Annotated in this window: 15 protein-coding genes and 1 tRNA gene; 7 read left to right on the forward strand and 9 right to left on the reverse strand. The window is 72.6% G+C overall.

Going from position 1 to position 17001, the window contains the following annotated elements:
* Positions 1 to 999, reverse strand: coding sequence for a dTDP-glucose 4,6-dehydratase (rfbB, locus tag E0W78_RS00890; RefSeq protein ID WP_131401969.1), 999 nt, complete (start codon positions 997 to 999; stop codon positions 1 to 3).
* A 59-nt stretch (positions 1000 to 1058) separates the two neighbouring features.
* Between rfbB and rfbA the strand changes: the two genes are divergently transcribed.
* Both rfbA and E0W78_RS00900 read left to right on the forward strand, forming a co-directional pair.
* The gene (gene rfbA / locus E0W78_RS00895; RefSeq protein ID WP_131401970.1) at positions 1059 to 1919 is read left to right on the forward strand and encodes a glucose-1-phosphate thymidylyltransferase RfbA; all 861 of its coding nucleotides are present in this window, start codon (positions 1059 to 1061) and stop codon (positions 1917 to 1919) included.
* A gap of 42 nt (positions 1920 to 1961) precedes the next feature.
* Positions 1962 to 3269, forward strand: coding sequence for a UDP-glucose/GDP-mannose dehydrogenase family protein (locus E0W78_RS00900; RefSeq protein ID WP_131401971.1), 1308 nt, complete (start codon positions 1962 to 1964; stop codon positions 3267 to 3269).
* Positions 3270 to 3335: 66 nt separating this feature from the next.
* Here the strand turns inward: E0W78_RS00900 and E0W78_RS00905 are convergent, their stop codons facing one another.
* Both E0W78_RS00905 and E0W78_RS00910 read right to left on the reverse strand, forming a co-directional pair.
* Positions 3336 to 4334: a MerR family transcriptional regulator gene (locus E0W78_RS00905; RefSeq protein ID WP_165570355.1), complete on the reverse strand. Its 999-nt coding sequence runs from the start codon at positions 4332 to 4334 to the stop codon at positions 3336 to 3338.
* A 90-nt stretch (positions 4335 to 4424) separates the two neighbouring features.
* Positions 4425 to 5387: a D-cysteine desulfhydrase family protein gene (locus tag E0W78_RS00910; RefSeq protein ID WP_131401973.1), complete on the reverse strand. Its 963-nt coding sequence runs from the start codon at positions 5385 to 5387 to the stop codon at positions 4425 to 4427.
* Between the two features lie 103 nt (positions 5388 to 5490).
* Between E0W78_RS00910 and E0W78_RS00915 the strand changes: the two genes are divergently transcribed.
* Both E0W78_RS00915 and E0W78_RS00920 read left to right on the forward strand, forming a co-directional pair.
* Positions 5491 to 6540, forward strand: coding sequence for a LacI family DNA-binding transcriptional regulator (locus E0W78_RS00915; RefSeq protein WP_131401974.1), 1050 nt, complete (start codon positions 5491 to 5493; stop codon positions 6538 to 6540).
* A gap of 58 nt (positions 6541 to 6598) precedes the next feature.
* Positions 6599 to 6671 (forward strand) — tRNA-Arg (locus E0W78_RS00920).
* A gap of 58 nt (positions 6672 to 6729) precedes the next feature.
* Here the strand turns inward: E0W78_RS00920 and E0W78_RS00925 are convergent.
* Entirely contained in the window at positions 6730 to 6996 is a 267-nt protein-coding gene (locus tag E0W78_RS00925) for a metal-sensitive transcriptional regulator (protein ID WP_278249412.1), read from the reverse strand.
* A 2-nt stretch (positions 6997 to 6998) separates the two neighbouring features.
* The gene (locus E0W78_RS00930) at positions 6999 to 7397 is read right to left on the reverse strand and encodes a DUF302 domain-containing protein (RefSeq protein ID WP_131401976.1); all 399 of its coding nucleotides are present in this window, start codon (positions 7395 to 7397) and stop codon (positions 6999 to 7001) included.
* Positions 7398 to 7545: 148 nt separating this feature from the next.
* Between E0W78_RS00930 and E0W78_RS00935 the strand changes: the two genes are divergently transcribed.
* Positions 7546 to 9735 (forward strand): MMPL family transporter, encoded by a 2190-nt coding sequence (locus tag E0W78_RS00935; protein ID WP_131401977.1) that lies wholly within the window; start codon positions 7546 to 7548, stop codon positions 9733 to 9735.
* 27 nt (positions 9736 to 9762) lie between these two features.
* The gene (locus E0W78_RS00940) at positions 9763 to 9966 is read left to right on the forward strand and encodes a DUF2892 domain-containing protein (protein WP_131401978.1); all 204 of its coding nucleotides are present in this window, start codon (positions 9763 to 9765) and stop codon (positions 9964 to 9966) included.
* Between the two features lie 63 nt (positions 9967 to 10029).
* Here the strand turns inward: E0W78_RS00940 and E0W78_RS00945 are convergent, their stop codons facing one another.
* Entirely contained in the window at positions 10030 to 11622 is a 1593-nt protein-coding gene (locus E0W78_RS00945) for an MFS transporter (protein ID WP_131401979.1), read from the reverse strand.
* A gap of 74 nt (positions 11623 to 11696) precedes the next feature.
* Positions 11697 to 12287, reverse strand: coding sequence for a TetR/AcrR family transcriptional regulator (locus E0W78_RS00950; RefSeq protein WP_131401980.1), 591 nt, complete (start codon positions 12285 to 12287; stop codon positions 11697 to 11699).
* Positions 12288 to 12558: 271 nt separating this feature from the next.
* Here E0W78_RS00950 and E0W78_RS00955 point away from each other — a divergent pair, with 271 nt between their 5' ends.
* Positions 12559 to 14760, forward strand: coding sequence for a SpoIIE family protein phosphatase (locus E0W78_RS00955; RefSeq protein ID WP_131401981.1), 2202 nt, complete (start codon positions 12559 to 12561; stop codon positions 14758 to 14760).
* Positions 14761 to 14807: 47 nt separating this feature from the next.
* Here the strand turns inward: E0W78_RS00955 and E0W78_RS00960 are convergent, their stop codons facing one another.
* A complete protein-coding gene (locus E0W78_RS00960) occupies positions 14808 to 15278 on the reverse strand; it encodes a MarR family winged helix-turn-helix transcriptional regulator (protein ID WP_131401982.1) in 471 nt (156 codons plus the stop codon).
* On the reverse strand, positions 15262 to 16953 hold the full coding sequence (locus E0W78_RS00965) for an MDR family MFS transporter (RefSeq protein ID WP_131401983.1): 1692 nt from the start codon (positions 16951 to 16953) through the stop codon (positions 15262 to 15264). The genes E0W78_RS00960 and E0W78_RS00965 overlap by 17 nt, the downstream gene beginning before the upstream one ends.
* Positions 16954 to 17001 lie beyond the last annotated feature (48 nt).

Genomic DNA, 17001 nt, shown 5'->3' on the forward strand with positions numbered 1-17001 from the left:
TCAGTGCCCCAGCTCGGCGTACTTGGCCTCGGCCGCGCTCTTCTGCGGCCGCCACCACGCCTCGTTCGCCCGGTACCACTCGATCGTGTCGGCCAGGCCCGCCGCGAAGTCGGTGAAGCGCGGCGTCCAGCCGAGCTCGGTGCGGAGCTTCGTCGAGTCGATCGCGTACCGCAGGTCGTGCCCGGGACGGTCCTTCACGAGGTCGTACTCGTCGGCGGGCCGGCCCATGACGGCGAGGATGGTCTCGACGACCTCACGGTTGCTCTTCTCGCCGTCGGCGCCGATCAGGTACGTCTCGCCGGCCCGGCCGCGCTCCAGGACGGTCAGCACGGCGGCGCTGTGGTCGTCGGCGTGGATCCAGTCGCGGACGTTCTCGCCGGCCCCGTAGAGCCGCGGCCGGACGCCGTCCAGGACGTTGGTGACCTGGCGCGGGATGAACTTCTCGACGTGCTGGCGCGGGCCGTAGTTGTTCGAGCAGTTGCTGATCGTCGCCTCGAGGCCGAACGAGCGCACCCAGGCCCGCACCAGCAGGTCCGAGCCGGCCTTCGTGGACGAGTAGGGGCTGGACGGGTTGTACGGCGTCTGCTCGGTGAAGCGCTGCGGGTCGTCCAGCTCGAGGTCGCCGTAGACCTCGTCGGTGGAGACGTGGTGCAGGCGGGTGCCGTGACGGCGCGCGGCCTCCAGCAGCGTGAACGTGCCGACCAGGTTCGTCCGCACGAACGGGCTCGGGTCGTGCAGCGAGTTGTCGTTGTGGGACTCGGCGGCGAAGTGGACGACGGCGTCGTGCCGGGCGACCAGGTCGTCGACCAGCGCGGCGTCGGCGACGTCGCCGACCACGAGCTCCAGCCGTTCCTCGGGCAGGCCGGCGAGCGACGCGCGGTTCCCGGCGTAGGTCAGCAGGTCCAGCACGGTCACGGTCAGGTCCGTGTGGGCCAGGACGTGGTGCACGAAGTTGGAGCCGATGAACCCGGCGCCGCCGGTCACGAGCAGGGATCGCATGGGCGTCACCCTACTGGCGTCCGTCGTGCCGGACGCGGGCTCGGCCCTAGGGTGAGCGCATGCGCGGAATCGTCCTGGCCGGTGGCACCGGCTCCCGGCTGCACCCGATCACGCTCGGCGTGAGCAAGCAGCTGGTGCCGGTCTACGACAAGCCGATGATCTACTACCCGCTCTCGACGCTCATGCTCGCGGGCATCCGTGACGTGCTGGTCATCACGACCCCGCACGACCGGCCGCAGTTCGAGCGGCTGCTGGGCGACGGCTCGCAGCTGGGCCTGCGCCTGTCGTACACGGTGCAGGAGAGCCCCGACGGCCTCGCCCAGGCCTTCCTGCTCGGCGAGGAGCACCTGGCCGGCGGCCCCGCGGCGCTCGTGCTCGGCGACAACATCTTCTACGGCGCCGGGCTGGGCACCCAGCTGCGCACCTTCCAGGACGTCGACGGCGGCCGGATCTTCGCCTACCGGGTCGCGGACCCGCAGGCGTACGGCGTCGTCGAGTTCGACGAGTCCGGCACCGCCGTGTCGCTGCAGGAGAAGCCCGAGCGCCCGCGCAGCAGCTTCGCCGTCCCCGGCCTGTACTTCTACGGCTCGGACGTCGTGGAGCTCGCGTCGACGCTGAAGCCGTCGGCCCGCGGCGAGCTGGAGATCACCGACCTCAACCGGCTCTACCTGGAGCAGGGGCGCCTGCAGGTGAGCGTCCTGGAGCGCGGCACGGCCTGGCTGGACACCGGCACGTTCGAGACGCTGCAGGCCGCCGGCGAGTTCATCCGCACCATCGAGCAGCGCCAGGGGCTCAAGATCGGCTGCCCCGAGGAGATCGCCTACAAGCAGGGCTGGTTGAGCGACGCCGAGCTCGCCGAGCGGGCCGAGGCGCTCATGAAGAGCGGCTACGGGCGCTACCTCATGGGGCTGCTGCCCTGACGCGGACTGGCCGCCGCGGGGCGCTCGGATAGCCTGACCCCCATGAAGATTTCGGTGATCGGTTGTGGCTACCTGGGTGCGGTGCACGCCGCGTGCATGGCGAGCCTGGGGCACGAGGTCGTCGGCGTGGACGTCGACGAGCGCAAGGCGGCGGCGCTGAGCCGCGGCGAGGCTCCCTTCTTCGAGCCGGGCCTGCCCGAGCTGCTCACCGAGGCGATGGCCACGGGCCGTCTGTCCTTCACGACCGACATGTCCGCCGTCCAGGGCGCGGACGTCCACTTCGTGTGCGTCGGCACCCCGCAGAAGGCCGGCGAGTACGCCGCCGACATGACGTACGTGAACAGCGCGTTCACCGAGCTGCGTCCCTACCTGAGCGAGGGCAACGTCGTGGCGGGCAAGTCGACCGTGCCGGTCGGCACGGCCGAGCGCCTCGCCGCCGAGCTCGAGGGCACCGGCGCCGTCCTGGTCTGGAACCCCGAGTTCCTGCGCGAGGGCTTCGCCGTCGAGGACACCCTGCACCCGGACCGCCTGGTCTACGGCGTCGCCGCCAGCGAGGCCGGCCAGCGCTCGGTCGACGTGCTGGACGAGGTCTACGCGACCCCGATGTCTGAGGGCACGCCGCGCCTGGTCACCGACTACGCCACGGCGCAGCTGGTCAAGGTCGCGGCCAACTCGTTCCTGGCCACCAAGATCTCGTTCATCAACGCCATGGCCGAGCTGTGCGAGGCCACCGGCGCCGACGTCACGCAGCTGGCCGACGCGATCGGTCACGACGTGCGCATCGGCCGTCGCTTCCTCAACGCCGGTCTCGGCTTCGGCGGCGGCTGCCTGCCCAAGGACATCCGCGCGTTCATGGCCCGCGCCGGGGAGCTCGGCGTCGACCAGGCGCTCACGTTCCTGCGCGAGGTCGACGCGATCAACCTGCGCCGCCGCGCCCGCATGCTCGACCTGGCCCGCGCCGAGCTCGGCGGCTCGGTCGTCAACCGCAAGGTCGCCGTGCTGGGTGCCGCGTTCAAGCCCAACAGCGACGACATCCGCGACTCGCCGGCGCTCGACGTCGCGGTGCAGCTGGGCAAGGAGGGCGCGAAGGTGACGCTCTTCGACCCCGAGGCCATGGCCAACGCCAAGGCGAAGGCGCCCGAGCTCGGCTACGCCGACAGCATCGAGGACGCCGTCGACGGCGCCGAGCTGGTGCTGCTGCTCACCGAGTGGAAGCAGTTCGTGCAGATGGACCCCAAGGCGATCGGCGAGCTCGTCGACGGCCAGCGCATCCTGGACGGCCGCAACGTCCTGGTGCCCAGCGAGTGGCGCGAGGCCGGCTGGACCTACCGCGCGCTCGGCCGCCAGTAGTCCCGGCCCGCACACGACGAAGCCCGCCCCCTCGCGTCGAGGAGGCGGGCTTCGTCGTGTCGTGGCTCAGTCGAGGTGGTCGCGCACCAGCGACGCGGCGCCGCCGAGCGTCGGGCAGAACTCCACGCCGGTGGGCAGCTCGTGCTGCGCGGGGTCGCCCCATCCGGGGCCGCCGAGCACCACGTGCGGACGCGGGTCCAGGTTCCACAGCGGACGCCAGGGACCCAGGTGCAGCGGCTGGCGGGTGGACGCCCACAGGAAGACCGCCTTGGACTCCAGCAGGCGGGCGGTCTCGGCGACCTCCTCCAGCGGCACGTAGGTGCCGAGGGTCGTGGACGCGATGCCGTTCTGCGCGAGCGCGGCCTGCAGGGCCAGCATGGGCAGCCAGTGCTCGTCGCGGCACGCGCTGGCCAGCAGCACGGCGCCGCCGCGGTCGGTGCGTGAGCGGGTCGCCCGCACGGCGCTGCCGAGCTCGACGGCGAGCTGCTGCGCGGCCAGGTGAGGCGCGGCGCGGGGGAGCGAGCCTTCCTTGCTGCGCCGTCCGATCTGGTCGAGCGCGGGAGCGAACACCTCCTGCCAGGCCTCGGCGACGTTGCGCTCCTGGATCACCTGGGCGCAGGTGCGGCCGATCTTGTCGACGTTGAGCTGGGCGGCGGCCATGACCAGGGTCTCGGTGGCGAGCTCGGGGGACAGGGCGCCACGCGTGGGGGCGTCGAGCTGGGCGACGTCCACGAGGGCCGCGGCGACGCCGGCGGGATCGAGGCTCAGCACGACCTTCGCGGCGTCCTGCGCGCCGATGCCGGCGTCCAGGAGCTGCTGCATGAGCTGGACGCGGTCCAGGTCGGCCCCGTTGTAGCGGCGGTGGCCGCCGGCCGTGCGGGCCGAGGGGCTCAGTCCGTAGCGGCGCTCCCACGTGCGCAGGGTGGAGGCGGAGATGCCGAACTTCTGCGACACGGTCGCGATCGTCCAGGCGTACTCCAGGCCGCCGGATGACGCCTCGCCCGGAGGCTGGTCGCCCCCCTCCGGCGTGGCCGTGGGAACGGCGGACTCGGGTGCCTCGGACACGCGTTCCCCCTTCACTTCGTCGCCGGCACGGCCGCGAGGACCGTGCTGGACAAGTTTTGCACAACTTGTGCGCAAGTTTGTGGACGGAGCCTAGTCGCCCTCGGTCGTCGGATCGGCGACCAGGTCGGGCTGGTAGGCGAACAGCGCCGGCACGCCGCCAGTGTGCAGGAACACGGTCTCGGTGCGCGGACCGGCCTCGTCCAGGTGGGCGTACGCCTTGGCGGTGTAGACCGGGTCGAGCAGGATCCCGCTCGCGGCGGCCAGCCGGCGGATCGCGTCGAGGCTCGCGGGGTCGGTCACGCCGTACCCGGGACCGAGGCCGGCGTGCACCGTCCAGGCCGTCCGGTCGACGCTCACGCCCAGGTCGTCGCCGAGCTCGGACACCAACCGCTCGACCCGGGCGGTGGCCGCGGCCACGTCCTCCATCACGGCGATGCCGTGGACCTCGCCCGCCCATCCGGCCGCGGCCAGCCCGGTGACCAGGCCGGCGACCGTGCCGCCCGAGGACGTCGCGACGACGACCCGGCGGACGTGCGGGGCCTGCGCGTCGAGCTGGGCGGCCAGCTCGAGCGCCCCGGCGACGTAGCCGAGGGCGCCGACGCGGTCGCTGCCGCCAAGGGGGATGCTGCACAGCCGGTCGCCGTGCTGCCGGCGCAGGTGCTCGAGCTCGCGCTCGGCCGTGGCGTGGTCGGGCACGACGTGCACGGTGGCGCCGAACAGGTCGTCGAGCAGGACGTTGCCGCTCTCGCGGTAGTGCTGGTCGCTGCGGGGGACGGTGGCGACCAGCACCAGGTGGCAGGCCAGGCCCAGGCGGGCGCAGGCGGCGGCGGTGAGCCGGGCGTGGTTGGACTGGAGGGCGCCGGTCGTGACGACGGTGTCCTGCCCGGCCGCGGCGGCGGCGCCGAGCAGGAACTCCAGCTTGCGCAGCTTGTTGCCGCCCAGGCCGAGGCCCGAGAGGTCGTCGCGCTTGATCCAGGTGCCGTCGACCGGCTCCAGAGGGGTCGGCCAACGACCCAGGTCCACGAACGGGCGATCGGCGAGGACGTCCTGCATGTCCCGCACGCTACTGACGGCCGGCCGTTTTGGCATCGCAAAGCCGTGAGATTGGTCAAAACCTGACGGGCTGCCAAAACGGCCCGGTATCCTGGGCGGCACCATGCCCGAGACGTCGAAACGACCGACCATCCGGGACGTCGCTCGAGAGGCAGGCGTCTCGGTCACGACCGTCTCCCACGCCATGAACAACAAGGGTCGTCTGGACGTCCGGACCCGCGAGCGCGTCATCGAGGTCGCCAACCGCCTGGGGTACGTCCCGAACCGCGCCGCGCAGCGGCTGGTGAGCGGCAAGTCGCTCACGATCGGCCTGCTCATGCCCCCGTCGACGTCGGACCAGGTGTTCTCGACCGACATGCACGCCCCGGCCATCACGGCGGCCGCGCACGCGGCGGTCGAGGCCGGCTACGCGCTGACGATCATGCCCCAGCTGCCGACCGACGGGACCCTCGGACCGCACGTGGTCGACGGCGTCCTGGTGCTCGAGCCGCAGCCCGACGACCCGCGCGTCGCGGGCCTGCGCCGGCTGAACCTGCCCTTCGTCGCGGTCGGTGACAGCGTCCCGGACGCCCACTCGGTGCACGCGCACGAGGTCGACGGCGCCCGACAGCTGCTCGACCACCTGCGCTCGCTGGGCGCCCGCTCGATCGGCGTCCTGGCGCCCGAGCACCCCACGGCGTCCGTGCAGGAGTCGCTGCAGGCGCTGCAGGACCTCTGGACGCTACCGGAGGAGGAGATCGTCGTCGAGCACGTGCCGCTGGCCGCGGTCGAGGCCGGCGACGTGTCCGCCTCGGCCGACCAGCTGCTGGCCGCCGCCGACGTCCACGCGCTCATCGGCCTGCACCCGACCTTCGGCGCCGCGCTCGTCCAGGCGGTCGCCGAGTCGGGCCGCTCGGTGCCCGGCGACGTGCTCGTCGCCCAGTACGTCGACGGCATCTCGGCGGCGGTCTCGAGCCCGGCGCTGACCGCGCTCGACGTGCGCCCGGCGCAGCAGGCCGCCCTCGGTCTCACGATGCTGCTGGAGATGCTCGCCGGCAAGGACACCCCGAAGGAGCGGATCATCCGCCCGCGGCTCACCGTCCGGACGTCCACCGTGGCCCGTCGCCGCGGCGACCGGATGCTCGCGCGTCGCGAGTCCGTGCAGGGTGGCTGACCCCGATTCGTCCTCCCGGCAGGGCGTGCGCTAGACTCGTCGAGGCCTTTGCGGCCGGGCGCCTGTAGCTCAACGGATAGAGCATCTGACTACGGATCAGAAGGTTTGGGGTTCGAATCCCTACAGGCGCGCAAGACACGAAGGGCCCCTCCCGCGCGGGAGGGGCCCTTCGTCGTTCCCGAGCCACGTCTAGGCGAGCGACAGGAACAGCTTCTCCATCTTCTGCACGTCCACGCTCTCGAGGTCGCCGTCGTTGTCGGCGAGGCAGTGCTGCAGCCCGGTCGCGACGATCGCGTACCCGGCCCTCGACAGCGCCTTGTTGACGGCCGCGAGCTGGGTGAGGACGGACTCGCAGTCCGACCCCTCCTCCATCATGCGGATGACGCTGGCGAGGTGACCGTTGGCGCGCTTCATGCGCGTGATGATCGCCTTGACCTCGGTCGGCTCCAGGTCCACCATCAGCGGCCACCGCCCAGCGCCGCGAGGGCCTGCGTCAGCCGTCCCCGGGCGTCCGCCGCCACCGGTCCGAGCGCGTCGCCACCGAAGGTCGTCATCGCGGCGGGGTCGAAGGCCTCGACGACCGTGGTGGAGTCACCGGCCGAGCGCACCACGACGTTGCAGGGCAGCGGCGCGGCGACCGAGGGGTCGGCCTGCAGCGCACGGTGGGCCAGCTCGGGACGGCACGCGCCCAGGATCACCTGCGGCGCGACGTCGACGCCGAGCTTCTGCTTCAGCGTCGAGCGCAGGTCGATCTCGGTGAGCACGCCGAAGCCGGCGCCCACCAGGTGCTCCCGCACCGCCTCGACGGTCTCGTCGTAGGGGCGCTCCACCGTCGTCCGGATCGTGTACTCGGCCATGGGCAGGCACTCCTCGGTTCAGTCCGCGGCGCCCTCCGGCGCCCTCGGGTGCCACGGTACACCGAACCCCCCAGGGGGATGTTATGGTCGCAGTCGTATCCCCCCGGGGGGATACGACACGTCCCCGATCCAGAACGGAAGCCCCTCCATGAGCGCCACCCCCACGCGTCCTCCCCGAAGTCGCCGCCGCGGGTCCACCACCGCGGCCGCCGCCGGCCCGCTCGGACGTCTCGGCACCTGGGTCACGGACCACGCGCGTCTGGTCACGGTCGTGTGGGTGGTCGTCGTCGTCGGGTTGGGTGCGTTCGCGCCGAAGGTCGAGCACGAGCTGTCGGGGGCCGGGTGGCAGGCCGACGGCTCGGAGTCGGTGGAAGCTCGCGAGCTGGCGCGCGAGCACTTCGGCGGCAACGCCTCGTCCGCGATCCAGGTGGTCGTCCGCTCCGACGACGGCGCGGTCACGCAAGGTGAGGGTGCCGAGGTGCTGGACGCGGTCACCCGCGTGCTGGAGGACGAGCCGCGCATCGCCGACGTCGTGCCTCCCGCCCCCGGGGCGACCTTGTCGCAGGACGGCTCGACCGCCGTCGTCCTGGCCGGCGCCGGTGCCGACACCAACGAGATGGTGCGCGTCGCGACCGACCTCAAGGACGAGCTCCAGGACCTCTCCACCCCCACGGTGTCGGTCGACCCGACCGGCTCGTCGCTGCTGTGGAGCGACTTCAACGAGGCCAACCTCGACGCGATGCTGGCGTCCGAGCTGATGTCGTGGCCGGTGACCCTGGGCATCCTCGTGCTCGCGTTCGGCGCCCTCGTCGCCGCCGGCCTGCCGCTGCTGCTGACCCTGGCCGGGCTCGTGGCCTCGGCGGGGTCGCTCGTCCTGATCAACGAGCTGGTCCCGGTCTCGATCTGGGCGATGAACTTCGCCATGATGTTCGCGCTCGCCCTGGGCATCGACTACGCGCTGTTCGTCGTCGTCCGCTACCGCGCCGCCCGGGCCGCGCAGCGCGAGGCCGGCCGCGACGGACGGGACGCCCGCCGGCTCGCGGTCGCCCAGACCATGGACACGGCCGGCAAGGCCGTCCTGCTCTCCGGGCTCACCGTCCTCGTCTCGCTGTCCGCGGTGATGCTCGTCCCGTCTCCGTCCTTCAGGTCGATGGCCGGCGGCATCATGCTCTCGGTCGTGTTCGTCCTGGCCGCCACGGTCACCCTGCTGCCCCTGGTGCTGTTCGCGCTCGACGACCGCATCGACAGGCTGTCGCTGCCGTGGGTCCGCTCGGGCGGACACCGCTCGGCGCGCTTCGCCGCCTGGGGCGAGCGACTCTGGCGGCGGCCCCTCGTGTGGGGTGGCGCCTCGCTCGTGGTGCTCGTGGCCCTCGCCGCACCGGTGCTCGGGCTGACGACCGCCATGCCCTCGATCAAGGTGCTGCCCGAGGACGCGTCCGCACGCATCGGCTACGACCGGGTGAAGGAGTCGTTCGGCGACGGGGCGCCCGGGACCCTGCAGGTCGTGGCGGACGAGGCCGACGTCCGCGCCGTCGTGTCCGTCCTGGCCTCCGACCCGGGTCTGCAGGCGTCGATGCCGGCGGTGCCGGCCGGCGACGACAGCGGGCTGGTGATGGTCCAGGCCGTCCCGACGGTCGACCCGTCCGAGCCCGCTCTCGCGCAGACCGTCGAACGACTGCGCGGCGACCTGCCGTCCTCCGCCCTGGTGGGCGGGGCGCCGGTCGAGAACCTCGACCTCAAGGCCCAGCTCGACGAGTCCACGCCGCTGGTCGTCGGGGTCGTCCTCGTCCTGGGGTTCCTGCTGCTCCTGGTCGCCCTGCAGGCGCCACTCATCGCCCTGCTCGGCACGCTGGCCAGCCTGCTGTCGACGGGCGCCGCGTTCGGCGTGGCCCGACTGGTGTTCCAGGAGGGGCACGGTGCCGACCTGCTCGGCTTCGAGGCCCAGGGATTCCTGGACGCCTGGGCGCCGGTGTTCTTCTTCGCCATGATCTTCGCCATCGCGATGGACTACACCGTCTTCCTCCTGGCGTCGGCCAAGGAGCACTTCGAGCGCAGCGGCGATCCCAAGGACGCCATGGTCGGGTCGCTGGCCCACTCCGGGCGGGTGATCTTCGCCGCCGGCGCGGTGATGGTCGCGGTGTTCTTCACCTTCGCCCTGTCGGGGCCGATCCCGCCCAAGGAGATGGGCGTCGTCCTGGGAGTCGCGGTCCTGCTGGACGCCTTCCTGGTCCGGCTCGTGCTCCTGCCCGTCATGCTCCGGCTCGCGGGCGGAGCCGCCTGGTACGTCCCCGCCTGGCTGCGCAAGGTCCTGCCGAGCATCACCTTCGCGCACGACTGACCCGTGCCCCCAGCCGAGAGGAGCTCCATGAACATCGACCGTGCCGTCATGCTGCTGGCCGGGACCCTCGTCCTCGTGAGCGTCGTGCTCGCCGTGACCGTCTCGACCCGGTGGCTCGTCCTCACCGCGTTCGTGGGCGCCAACCTGCTCCAGGCGAGCCTCACCGGCTTCTGCCCCGCGGCCAGCGTCCTACGCCGCTTCGGGGTCGCCAGCGGGTGCGCGCTGCGCTGACCCCCGGACGCGACGGCGCCCCGCCCGACGAGGTCGGACGGGGCGCCGTCGGGCGTGTCGGGGTCAGCCGACGTGGACGCCGCCCTCGGGGCCGTCCGTGGCCAGCTCCTCGTGCTTGACGTTGAGGAACGTCCAGATCGCGAGCGAGCCGATGGCGATGAGCACGGCGCCGACCAGGAAGGCCGCCGTCGCGCCCTCGGTGAACGACCCGAGGAAGGCCAGCTGGCCGGCCGCGTCCGCGGGCATGCCCTGGGCGGTGAGGTCGCCGCCCAGCGAGTCCTTGGTGCCCTGGGCCGCCTGCAGGGCCACGGTGCTGAGGATGGCCAGGCCGAGCGCGCCGCCGACCTGCTGCATCGTGTTCAGGACGCCGGACCCGACACCCGAGTCCTCCGGACGCAGGTGGTGCACGGCCGTGAGGGTCAGCGGCACGAAGACCGCGCCCATGCCGACCGACATCAGGACGATGAACGGGAAGATCGACGCCCAGTAGTTCACGTCGGCGCCCAGGTGGCCACCGTTCGCGAGCGCCGCCAGGTCGGACGCGCCGTGCGGGACGTCCAGCCGCGAGAACCCGAACAGGGCCGCGGAGGCCATGAGCGTGCCGACGCCGGCGATGAAGCGCGGGTCGATGCGGTTGACCAGGTTCGACGAGACGCCGGCACCGATGACGATGCCCACCGAGAACGGCAGGAACGCGAAGCCGGTGTGCAGCGGGCTGTAGCCGACCACGAGCTGGATGAACAGGCTCAGGAAGTAGAACATCGCGAACATCGCGGCCGGGACGATCATCATCACCAGGAAGCTCGTGGCGCGGGTGCGGTTGGCGAACACGCGCACGGGCAGCAGCGGGTGGGCCACCCGCGACTCGATGACGGCGAACACCGCGAGCAGGACGACGCCCGCGGCCAGGGACGCGATCGTCCACGGGTCGCCCCAACCGTGGGCCTCCTCGCCGGCGCGGGAGAACCCGTAGACCAGGCCGAGCAGGCCGAGGGTGCCGGTGATGGCACCGGGCACGTCGAGCTCGCCCGGGTGCGACTCGGACTCGGGCAGGAAGCGCGGCGCCGCGAAGGCCGCCAGCAGGCCGATCGGGACGTTGATGAGGAAGGTCCAGCGCCAGCCCTCGAGCCCCAGGAGGGGGTCGAGACCGGTCAGCCAGCCGCCGAGGATGAGGCCGACGGCCGCGCCGGCGCCCGACATCGCCGCGTAGACGGCGAACGCGCGGTTGCGGGCGGGTCCGGCCGGGAACGTCGTCGTGATGAGCGCGAGCGCGGCGGGGGAGGCCAGCGCGGCGCCCAGGCCCTGCAGGCCGCGGGCCGCGAGCAGCAGGCCCTCGTTCGCGGCGAAGCCGCCGAGCAGCGAGGCGATGGCGAAGACGGCCAGGCCGATCATGAACACGCGGCGGCGTCCGTACAGGTCGCCGAGGCGGCCGCCGAGCAGCAGCAGTCCGCCGAAGGCGAGGGCGTAGCCGGTGACGATCCAGGTGAGGTTGGCGTCGTCGATGCCCAGGTCGGCACCGATGAAGGGCAGCGCGATGTTGGCGATGGAGGCGTCCAGCACCACCATCAGCTGCGCCACCGAGATGAGCAGCAGCGCCCATCCCAGGTGGAGCTCGCGGCCCGAGGACTGGGCCTCGGGCGTGGTCGTGTCGGTCATGCGGGGGGTCCTTGTCTGTCTGTCTGTCTCGGAGGTCCGGCGCGGGGGAGGGCCGGACGAGGAGGGAGGTGCGCTCAGCGCGTGGCGGAGGGCACGATGATCTGGTCGATCACGCGGGAGATGAGGCCGGGGTCGGCCGCCTCTCCCATCACGATCACGTGCTGCAGGACGATGCCGGCGAGGGCCGGCTCGAAGAGCTCGAGGTCGATGTCGTCACGGAGCTCGCCGCGGGCGGCGGCTCGCTCCCAGATGAGCCGCGACGCGGCGATCTTGGGCCCGAGGACGTCGCGGCGGAAGGCCTCGGCGAACTCGGGGTCACGGGCCAGGGCCGTCACGACGGCCCCGAACGCCCCGATCGTGGTCTGGTCCGTCAGGCCGCCCATGCCGCAGAAGACGGCCTCGAGGTCGCCCTTGAGCGTGCCGGTGTCGGCGATGCTCGTCGGTCCCTTCGAGTGGACGAGGGCCTCGATGACGAGTCCCACCTTGCTGCTCCACCGGCGGTACAGCGTCGCCTTGGACGCCTTGGCCCGCGTGGCCACGGCGTCCATGGTCAGCCGGTCGTAGCCCACGTCGGCCAGCACCTCGAGCGTGGCGGCGAGGATCTCCAGCTCGCGGTCGCCCTCGATGCGGGGGCGGACGGAGCCGGGGTCGGCGGGGCAGGTCATGGTGGATACCTTCGGGACGAGATGAAACGGAACCGTTCCGTTTCATCGACACGCTACGGGGTCCGCGCCCCGGCCCGCCACCCCCCGGCCGGTGAATTCTGGGTGACGCGACGTGACGTCCGACACGATCGGCGGCGGCGTGCCTTCGGCGTGGCCGAGAGCCGCCCTGGATCGCCCGGCATGGGAGGATGCGGACGCAGAGATCGGCCAGGGCTTCGCGCGCCGCGCGACCGGACGAGGTGGAGACCGTGGAGGGACGTGTGAGCGCGCGATGACGTCGCCCGAGGACCGGTCCCGTCGCAGCCTGCTGACCGGCACCGCGAGCGACCTGGACCACCGGCTCTGGGAGGTCGCGGTCGGCGCGGCCGGCGTCGGCGTCTTCGTGTGGGACCTGGAGTCCCGCCAGCTGCGGTGGGACGGGTCGCTGCTGGAGATCTTCGGCCTCGACGACGCGACGTTCGACGGATCGATCGACACGTTCTTCGCCTCCGTCCACCCCGAGGATCGCGAGCGAGTCTCCGCCGCGCTCGAGAAGGCCATCGACGCCCTGGGCGCCTACGAGGCCGAGTACCGCATCAACACGCCGGCCGGCGAGCTGCGCTGGATCACGGCCCGCGGCATCGTGGTGCCGGGGCCGGAGGGCCGTCCGGCCCACCTGCTCGGTGCCGCGTTCGACAGCACCGCCGAGCGTGACGAGGACGCGCGCGTCACCCAGGTGCTCGAGGCCATGCCGATGGCGTTCTTCAGCCTCGACCGCGAGTGGCGGTTCACCTACGCCAACCCGGTCGCGCAGCGCCTGCTGGGCGCCGTGAGCCTGGACGTCGTCGGGTCCGTGATCTGGGAGCTGTTCCCCGCGGCCGTCGGGTCGGACTTCGAGAAGGCGTACCGCGAGGCGATGGAGACCCAGCGCCCGGTCATGTTCGAGGCGTACTACCCGCCGCCGCTGGACGACTGGTACGAGGTGCGAGCCTGGCCGACGCCGAACGGGCTGTCGGTGTACTTCCTCGACATCACCGAACGCCGCCGGCTCCAGGAGGAGCTCGTCCGCTCGTCCCGGGTCAGCTCGCTGCTCGCCGACATCACCGGCGCGTTGAACGAGACGATGGAGGCCGAGGAGGCCGTCGCCGTCCTCGCCGAGCTGGTCGCCCCGACCCTCGCCGACTGGTGCATCGTCACGCTCGTCGAGGGCGAGGGGGCGCTGGCCACCAGCCACTGGCGCGAGCGCCTGCGCGACCTGGCCACCTGGCACGGCGACCCGGCCAGGCGCGCCCTGGTCGAGCGGTACGCCGAGGTGCGCATCTCCGCGCTCAGCGACGAGTCGTTCGTCCGGCGTGGCCTGGAGAGCCTGGACCCGGTCGTCCTGGAGAGCCAGGCCGAGGAGGCCGTCGGCGTGGGCCTGCAGTCGGACGAGGCGCGTCGCGTGCTCGCCGAGCTCGCGCCCGAGTCCGCCGTCGCCGTCCCGCTGCGCGGCCGGGGGCGCACGGTCGGTCTGCTGACCGCCTACCGGTCGGCCGACCGACCCACCTTCGGCGACGAGGACCTCGACGTCCTGCGCGAGGTGGCCGCGCGAGCCGGCCTGGCGCTCGACAACGCCCGCGTCTTCGCCGAGCAGCGCAAGCTGTCCGAGGCGCTGCAGCGCAGCCTGCTGACCGACCCGCCCGAGCCCGACCACCTGCACGTCTCGGTCCGGTACGAGCCGGCCGCCGAGGGGGCCGAGGTCGGCGGCGACTGGTACGACTCGTTCATCCAGGAGGACGGCGCGACGAACGTCGTCATCGGTGACGTCGTCGGCCACGACACCGCGGCGGCGACGGCCATGGGCCAGCTGCGCGGCCTGCTGCGTGGCATCGCGATCACCACCGGCGAGGGCCCGGCCGAGGTGCTGCGCCGGGTCGACTCGGCGATGCAGCTGCTGCAGATCGAGACCACGGCCACGGTCGTCGCCGCTCGGTTCGAGCAGCTGGCCGACCAGCGGGCCGAGGGCGTCGTGAGCCTGCGCTGGTCCAGCGCCGGGCACCCGCCGCCGCTGGTGGCGGTCGTGCGCGACCCGGACCACCCCGCGCAGGGTGTCGACGTCGCCGAGGTCGGCCCCGGCTCGGCCCTCGACGTCGACGCGCACGAGCTCGACCAGGACCCCGACGTCCTGCTCGGCCTGGACCCGCGGTCCCCGCGGCACGAGGCGGTCGTCACCCTGCCGCGCGGCGCGACCGTGCTGTTCTACACCGACGGGCTCGTCGAGCGGCGCGGCGAGGACATCGACGCCGGCATCGAGCGGCTGCGCCGGGCGTTCGCGGACGTCGTGGGCCGCGGGCTGGCCGCCGACCTGGCCTGCGACGCGATCCTGCGCGAGCTGCGCCCGGACGTGCCCGAGGACGACGTCGCGCTCGTCATGGTGCGTCTGCACCGCGAGGACAAGCCGCGCCCGCCCGAGGCCGGTCCGCAGCGCACGCCGCCCGGGCTCAACCCCTCCTGAACGACGACGAGGCCCCTCCCCACACGGGGAGGGGCCTCGGTCGTCGCCTAGGAGCGCTCGTCGTCGTTGAGCCGGCGCAGCAGCTCGGCCAGCTCGCGGACGTCGTCGAGCTGCCACCCGCCCAGCCGCTCGTGCAGCATCCGGCGCTGCGGCCAGCCGACCTCGTCGATGCGGCGGCGGGCCTGGTCGGTCGCGGCGACGGTCATCGCGCGCCGGTCGGCCGGGTCGGGCTCGCGCACCACCAGGCCGAGGTCCACCAGCTGGGTGACCAGCCGGCTGACCTGGCCCTTGTCGGCGTGCAGCACCGCCGCGAGCGCGCCCTGGGGCTGCTCGCCCTCGCGGACGAGGTGGATCAGCAGCGCGAGCGACGGGGCGTGCAGGTCCGGGTGCACCTGCGTGGCCAGGTCGCGGAACCGGCGCTTGCTGTCGGACATCATCCGGACGAGCTGGCGCTCGACGTCCTCGACCGCGTCGCGACGGGCGCTCGGCCCGGTCGCCGGCTCACTGGTGGTGGTCACGGCCGTCCCCGGGGTGGTCGGGACCGGTCTGGGCGGCGACGGCCTCGGCGGCCTGGGCGACCCGGGTGGCCGCCGTCTCCTCGTCCTGGCTGGTCTGCTTCTCGTGCCGGGTCTGGGTGCCGAGCGCCTTGTTCGGCAGCATGGCCACGGCGAGCAGGCTGAGCAGTCCCAGCGGCGCGGCGTACAGGAAGATGTCGGCGACCGACTGGCCGTAGACCGACTCCACGATCTCGCGCACCGGACCGGGCAGGCTGCTGACCGACGGGATGGTGCCGTTGTGCAGCGCCTCGGCGACCGAGCGGCCCTGCTCGCCGAGCGAGGCGATGGCCTGCCCGAGCGCGTCCCGCTTCTCGCCCATGTGGGTGACGACCTTGTCGCCCAGGATCGAGCCGAGGACCGAGACGCCCACCGTGCCGCCGACCGAGCGGAAGAACGTGACGCCCGAGCTGGCGACGCCGAGGTCGCGCGGCTCGACGTCGTTCTGGACGACGAGCACCAGGTTCTGCATGACGATGCCGACGCCCGCGCCGAGCACGAACATGTACACCGAGACCAGCACGAACGGGGTGTCGTACTCGATCGAGCCCATGGCCAGCAGGCCGACGGTGAGCGCGATCGCGCCGCCGACGAGGTAGCCCTTCCAGCGTCCGCTCGCGGTGATGCGACGGCCGATCACGGCGCTCGCGCCGAGCAGGCCGACCATCATCGGGATGGTCATGAGGCCGGACTGGGTGGCGGACGCGCCGCGAGCGAGCTGCATGTACTGCGACAGGAACACCGAGGTGCCGAACATCGCGACGCCGACCGCGAGGCTGCCGACGACCGACCAGCTGAACGTCCGGTTGCGGAACAGGTGCAGGGGCAGCAGCGGCTCGCTGTGGCGCACCTCGACGGCGACGAAGGCCGCGAGACCCAGGACCGAGCCAATCACCATGTACGCGCTGGTCGCGCTGATCCAGTCGAAGTCCTTGCCGACCAGGGTGACCCAGATGAGCAGGGTCGAGACCGAGGCCGCGAGCAGCACGATGCCGACGTAGTCGATCTTCACGACGCGCTTGGGCAGCGGGGGCAGGTGCAGGGTGCGCTGGATCATGACCAGCGCGACGACGGCCAGCGGCACGGCGATGAAGAAGTTCCAGCGCCAGCTGATCGCGTCGGTGACGACGCCGCCCAGCAGCGGGCCACCGACGGTGGCCAGGGCCATGACGCCGCCGAACAGGCCCATGTACCGGCCACGCTCGCGCGGGGACACGATGTCGGCCATGACGATCTGGGTCAGGGCGCCCAGGCCGCCGGCGCCGATGCCCTGCACGGCGCGCATCGCGATGAGCCAGCCCGCGCCCTCGGCGAAGCCGGCGGACGCGCTGGCGACGATGAAGATCGTGATGGCGAGCTGCAGCAGCAGCTTGCGGTTCACCAGGTCGGCCAGCTTGCCCCAGATCGGGGTGGAGACCGCGGTGGTCAGCAGGGTCGCCGTGACGACCCAGGTGAAGGCGGTCTGGCCGCCGTGGAGGTCGGCCAGGATGATCGGCAGCGACGAGCTGACCACGGTCGTGGCCAGCATCGACACGAACATGCCGAGCAGCAGTCCGGTGAGGACCTTGAGGATGGCGCGGTGGCGCGCGGCGTCGGCGTCCGCCTCGGCCTGCGTCCGCTCGGGATCAGGGGTGGTCATGGGGTCTCCAGCGCTTCGTTGTGAACGTCAATAGTTGCGACTGTTCAA

Source organism: Aeromicrobium sp. IC_218 (assembly GCF_004336805.1).
In the GTDB taxonomy this organism is placed as follows: domain Bacteria; phylum Actinomycetota; class Actinomycetes; order Propionibacteriales; family Nocardioidaceae; genus Aeromicrobium.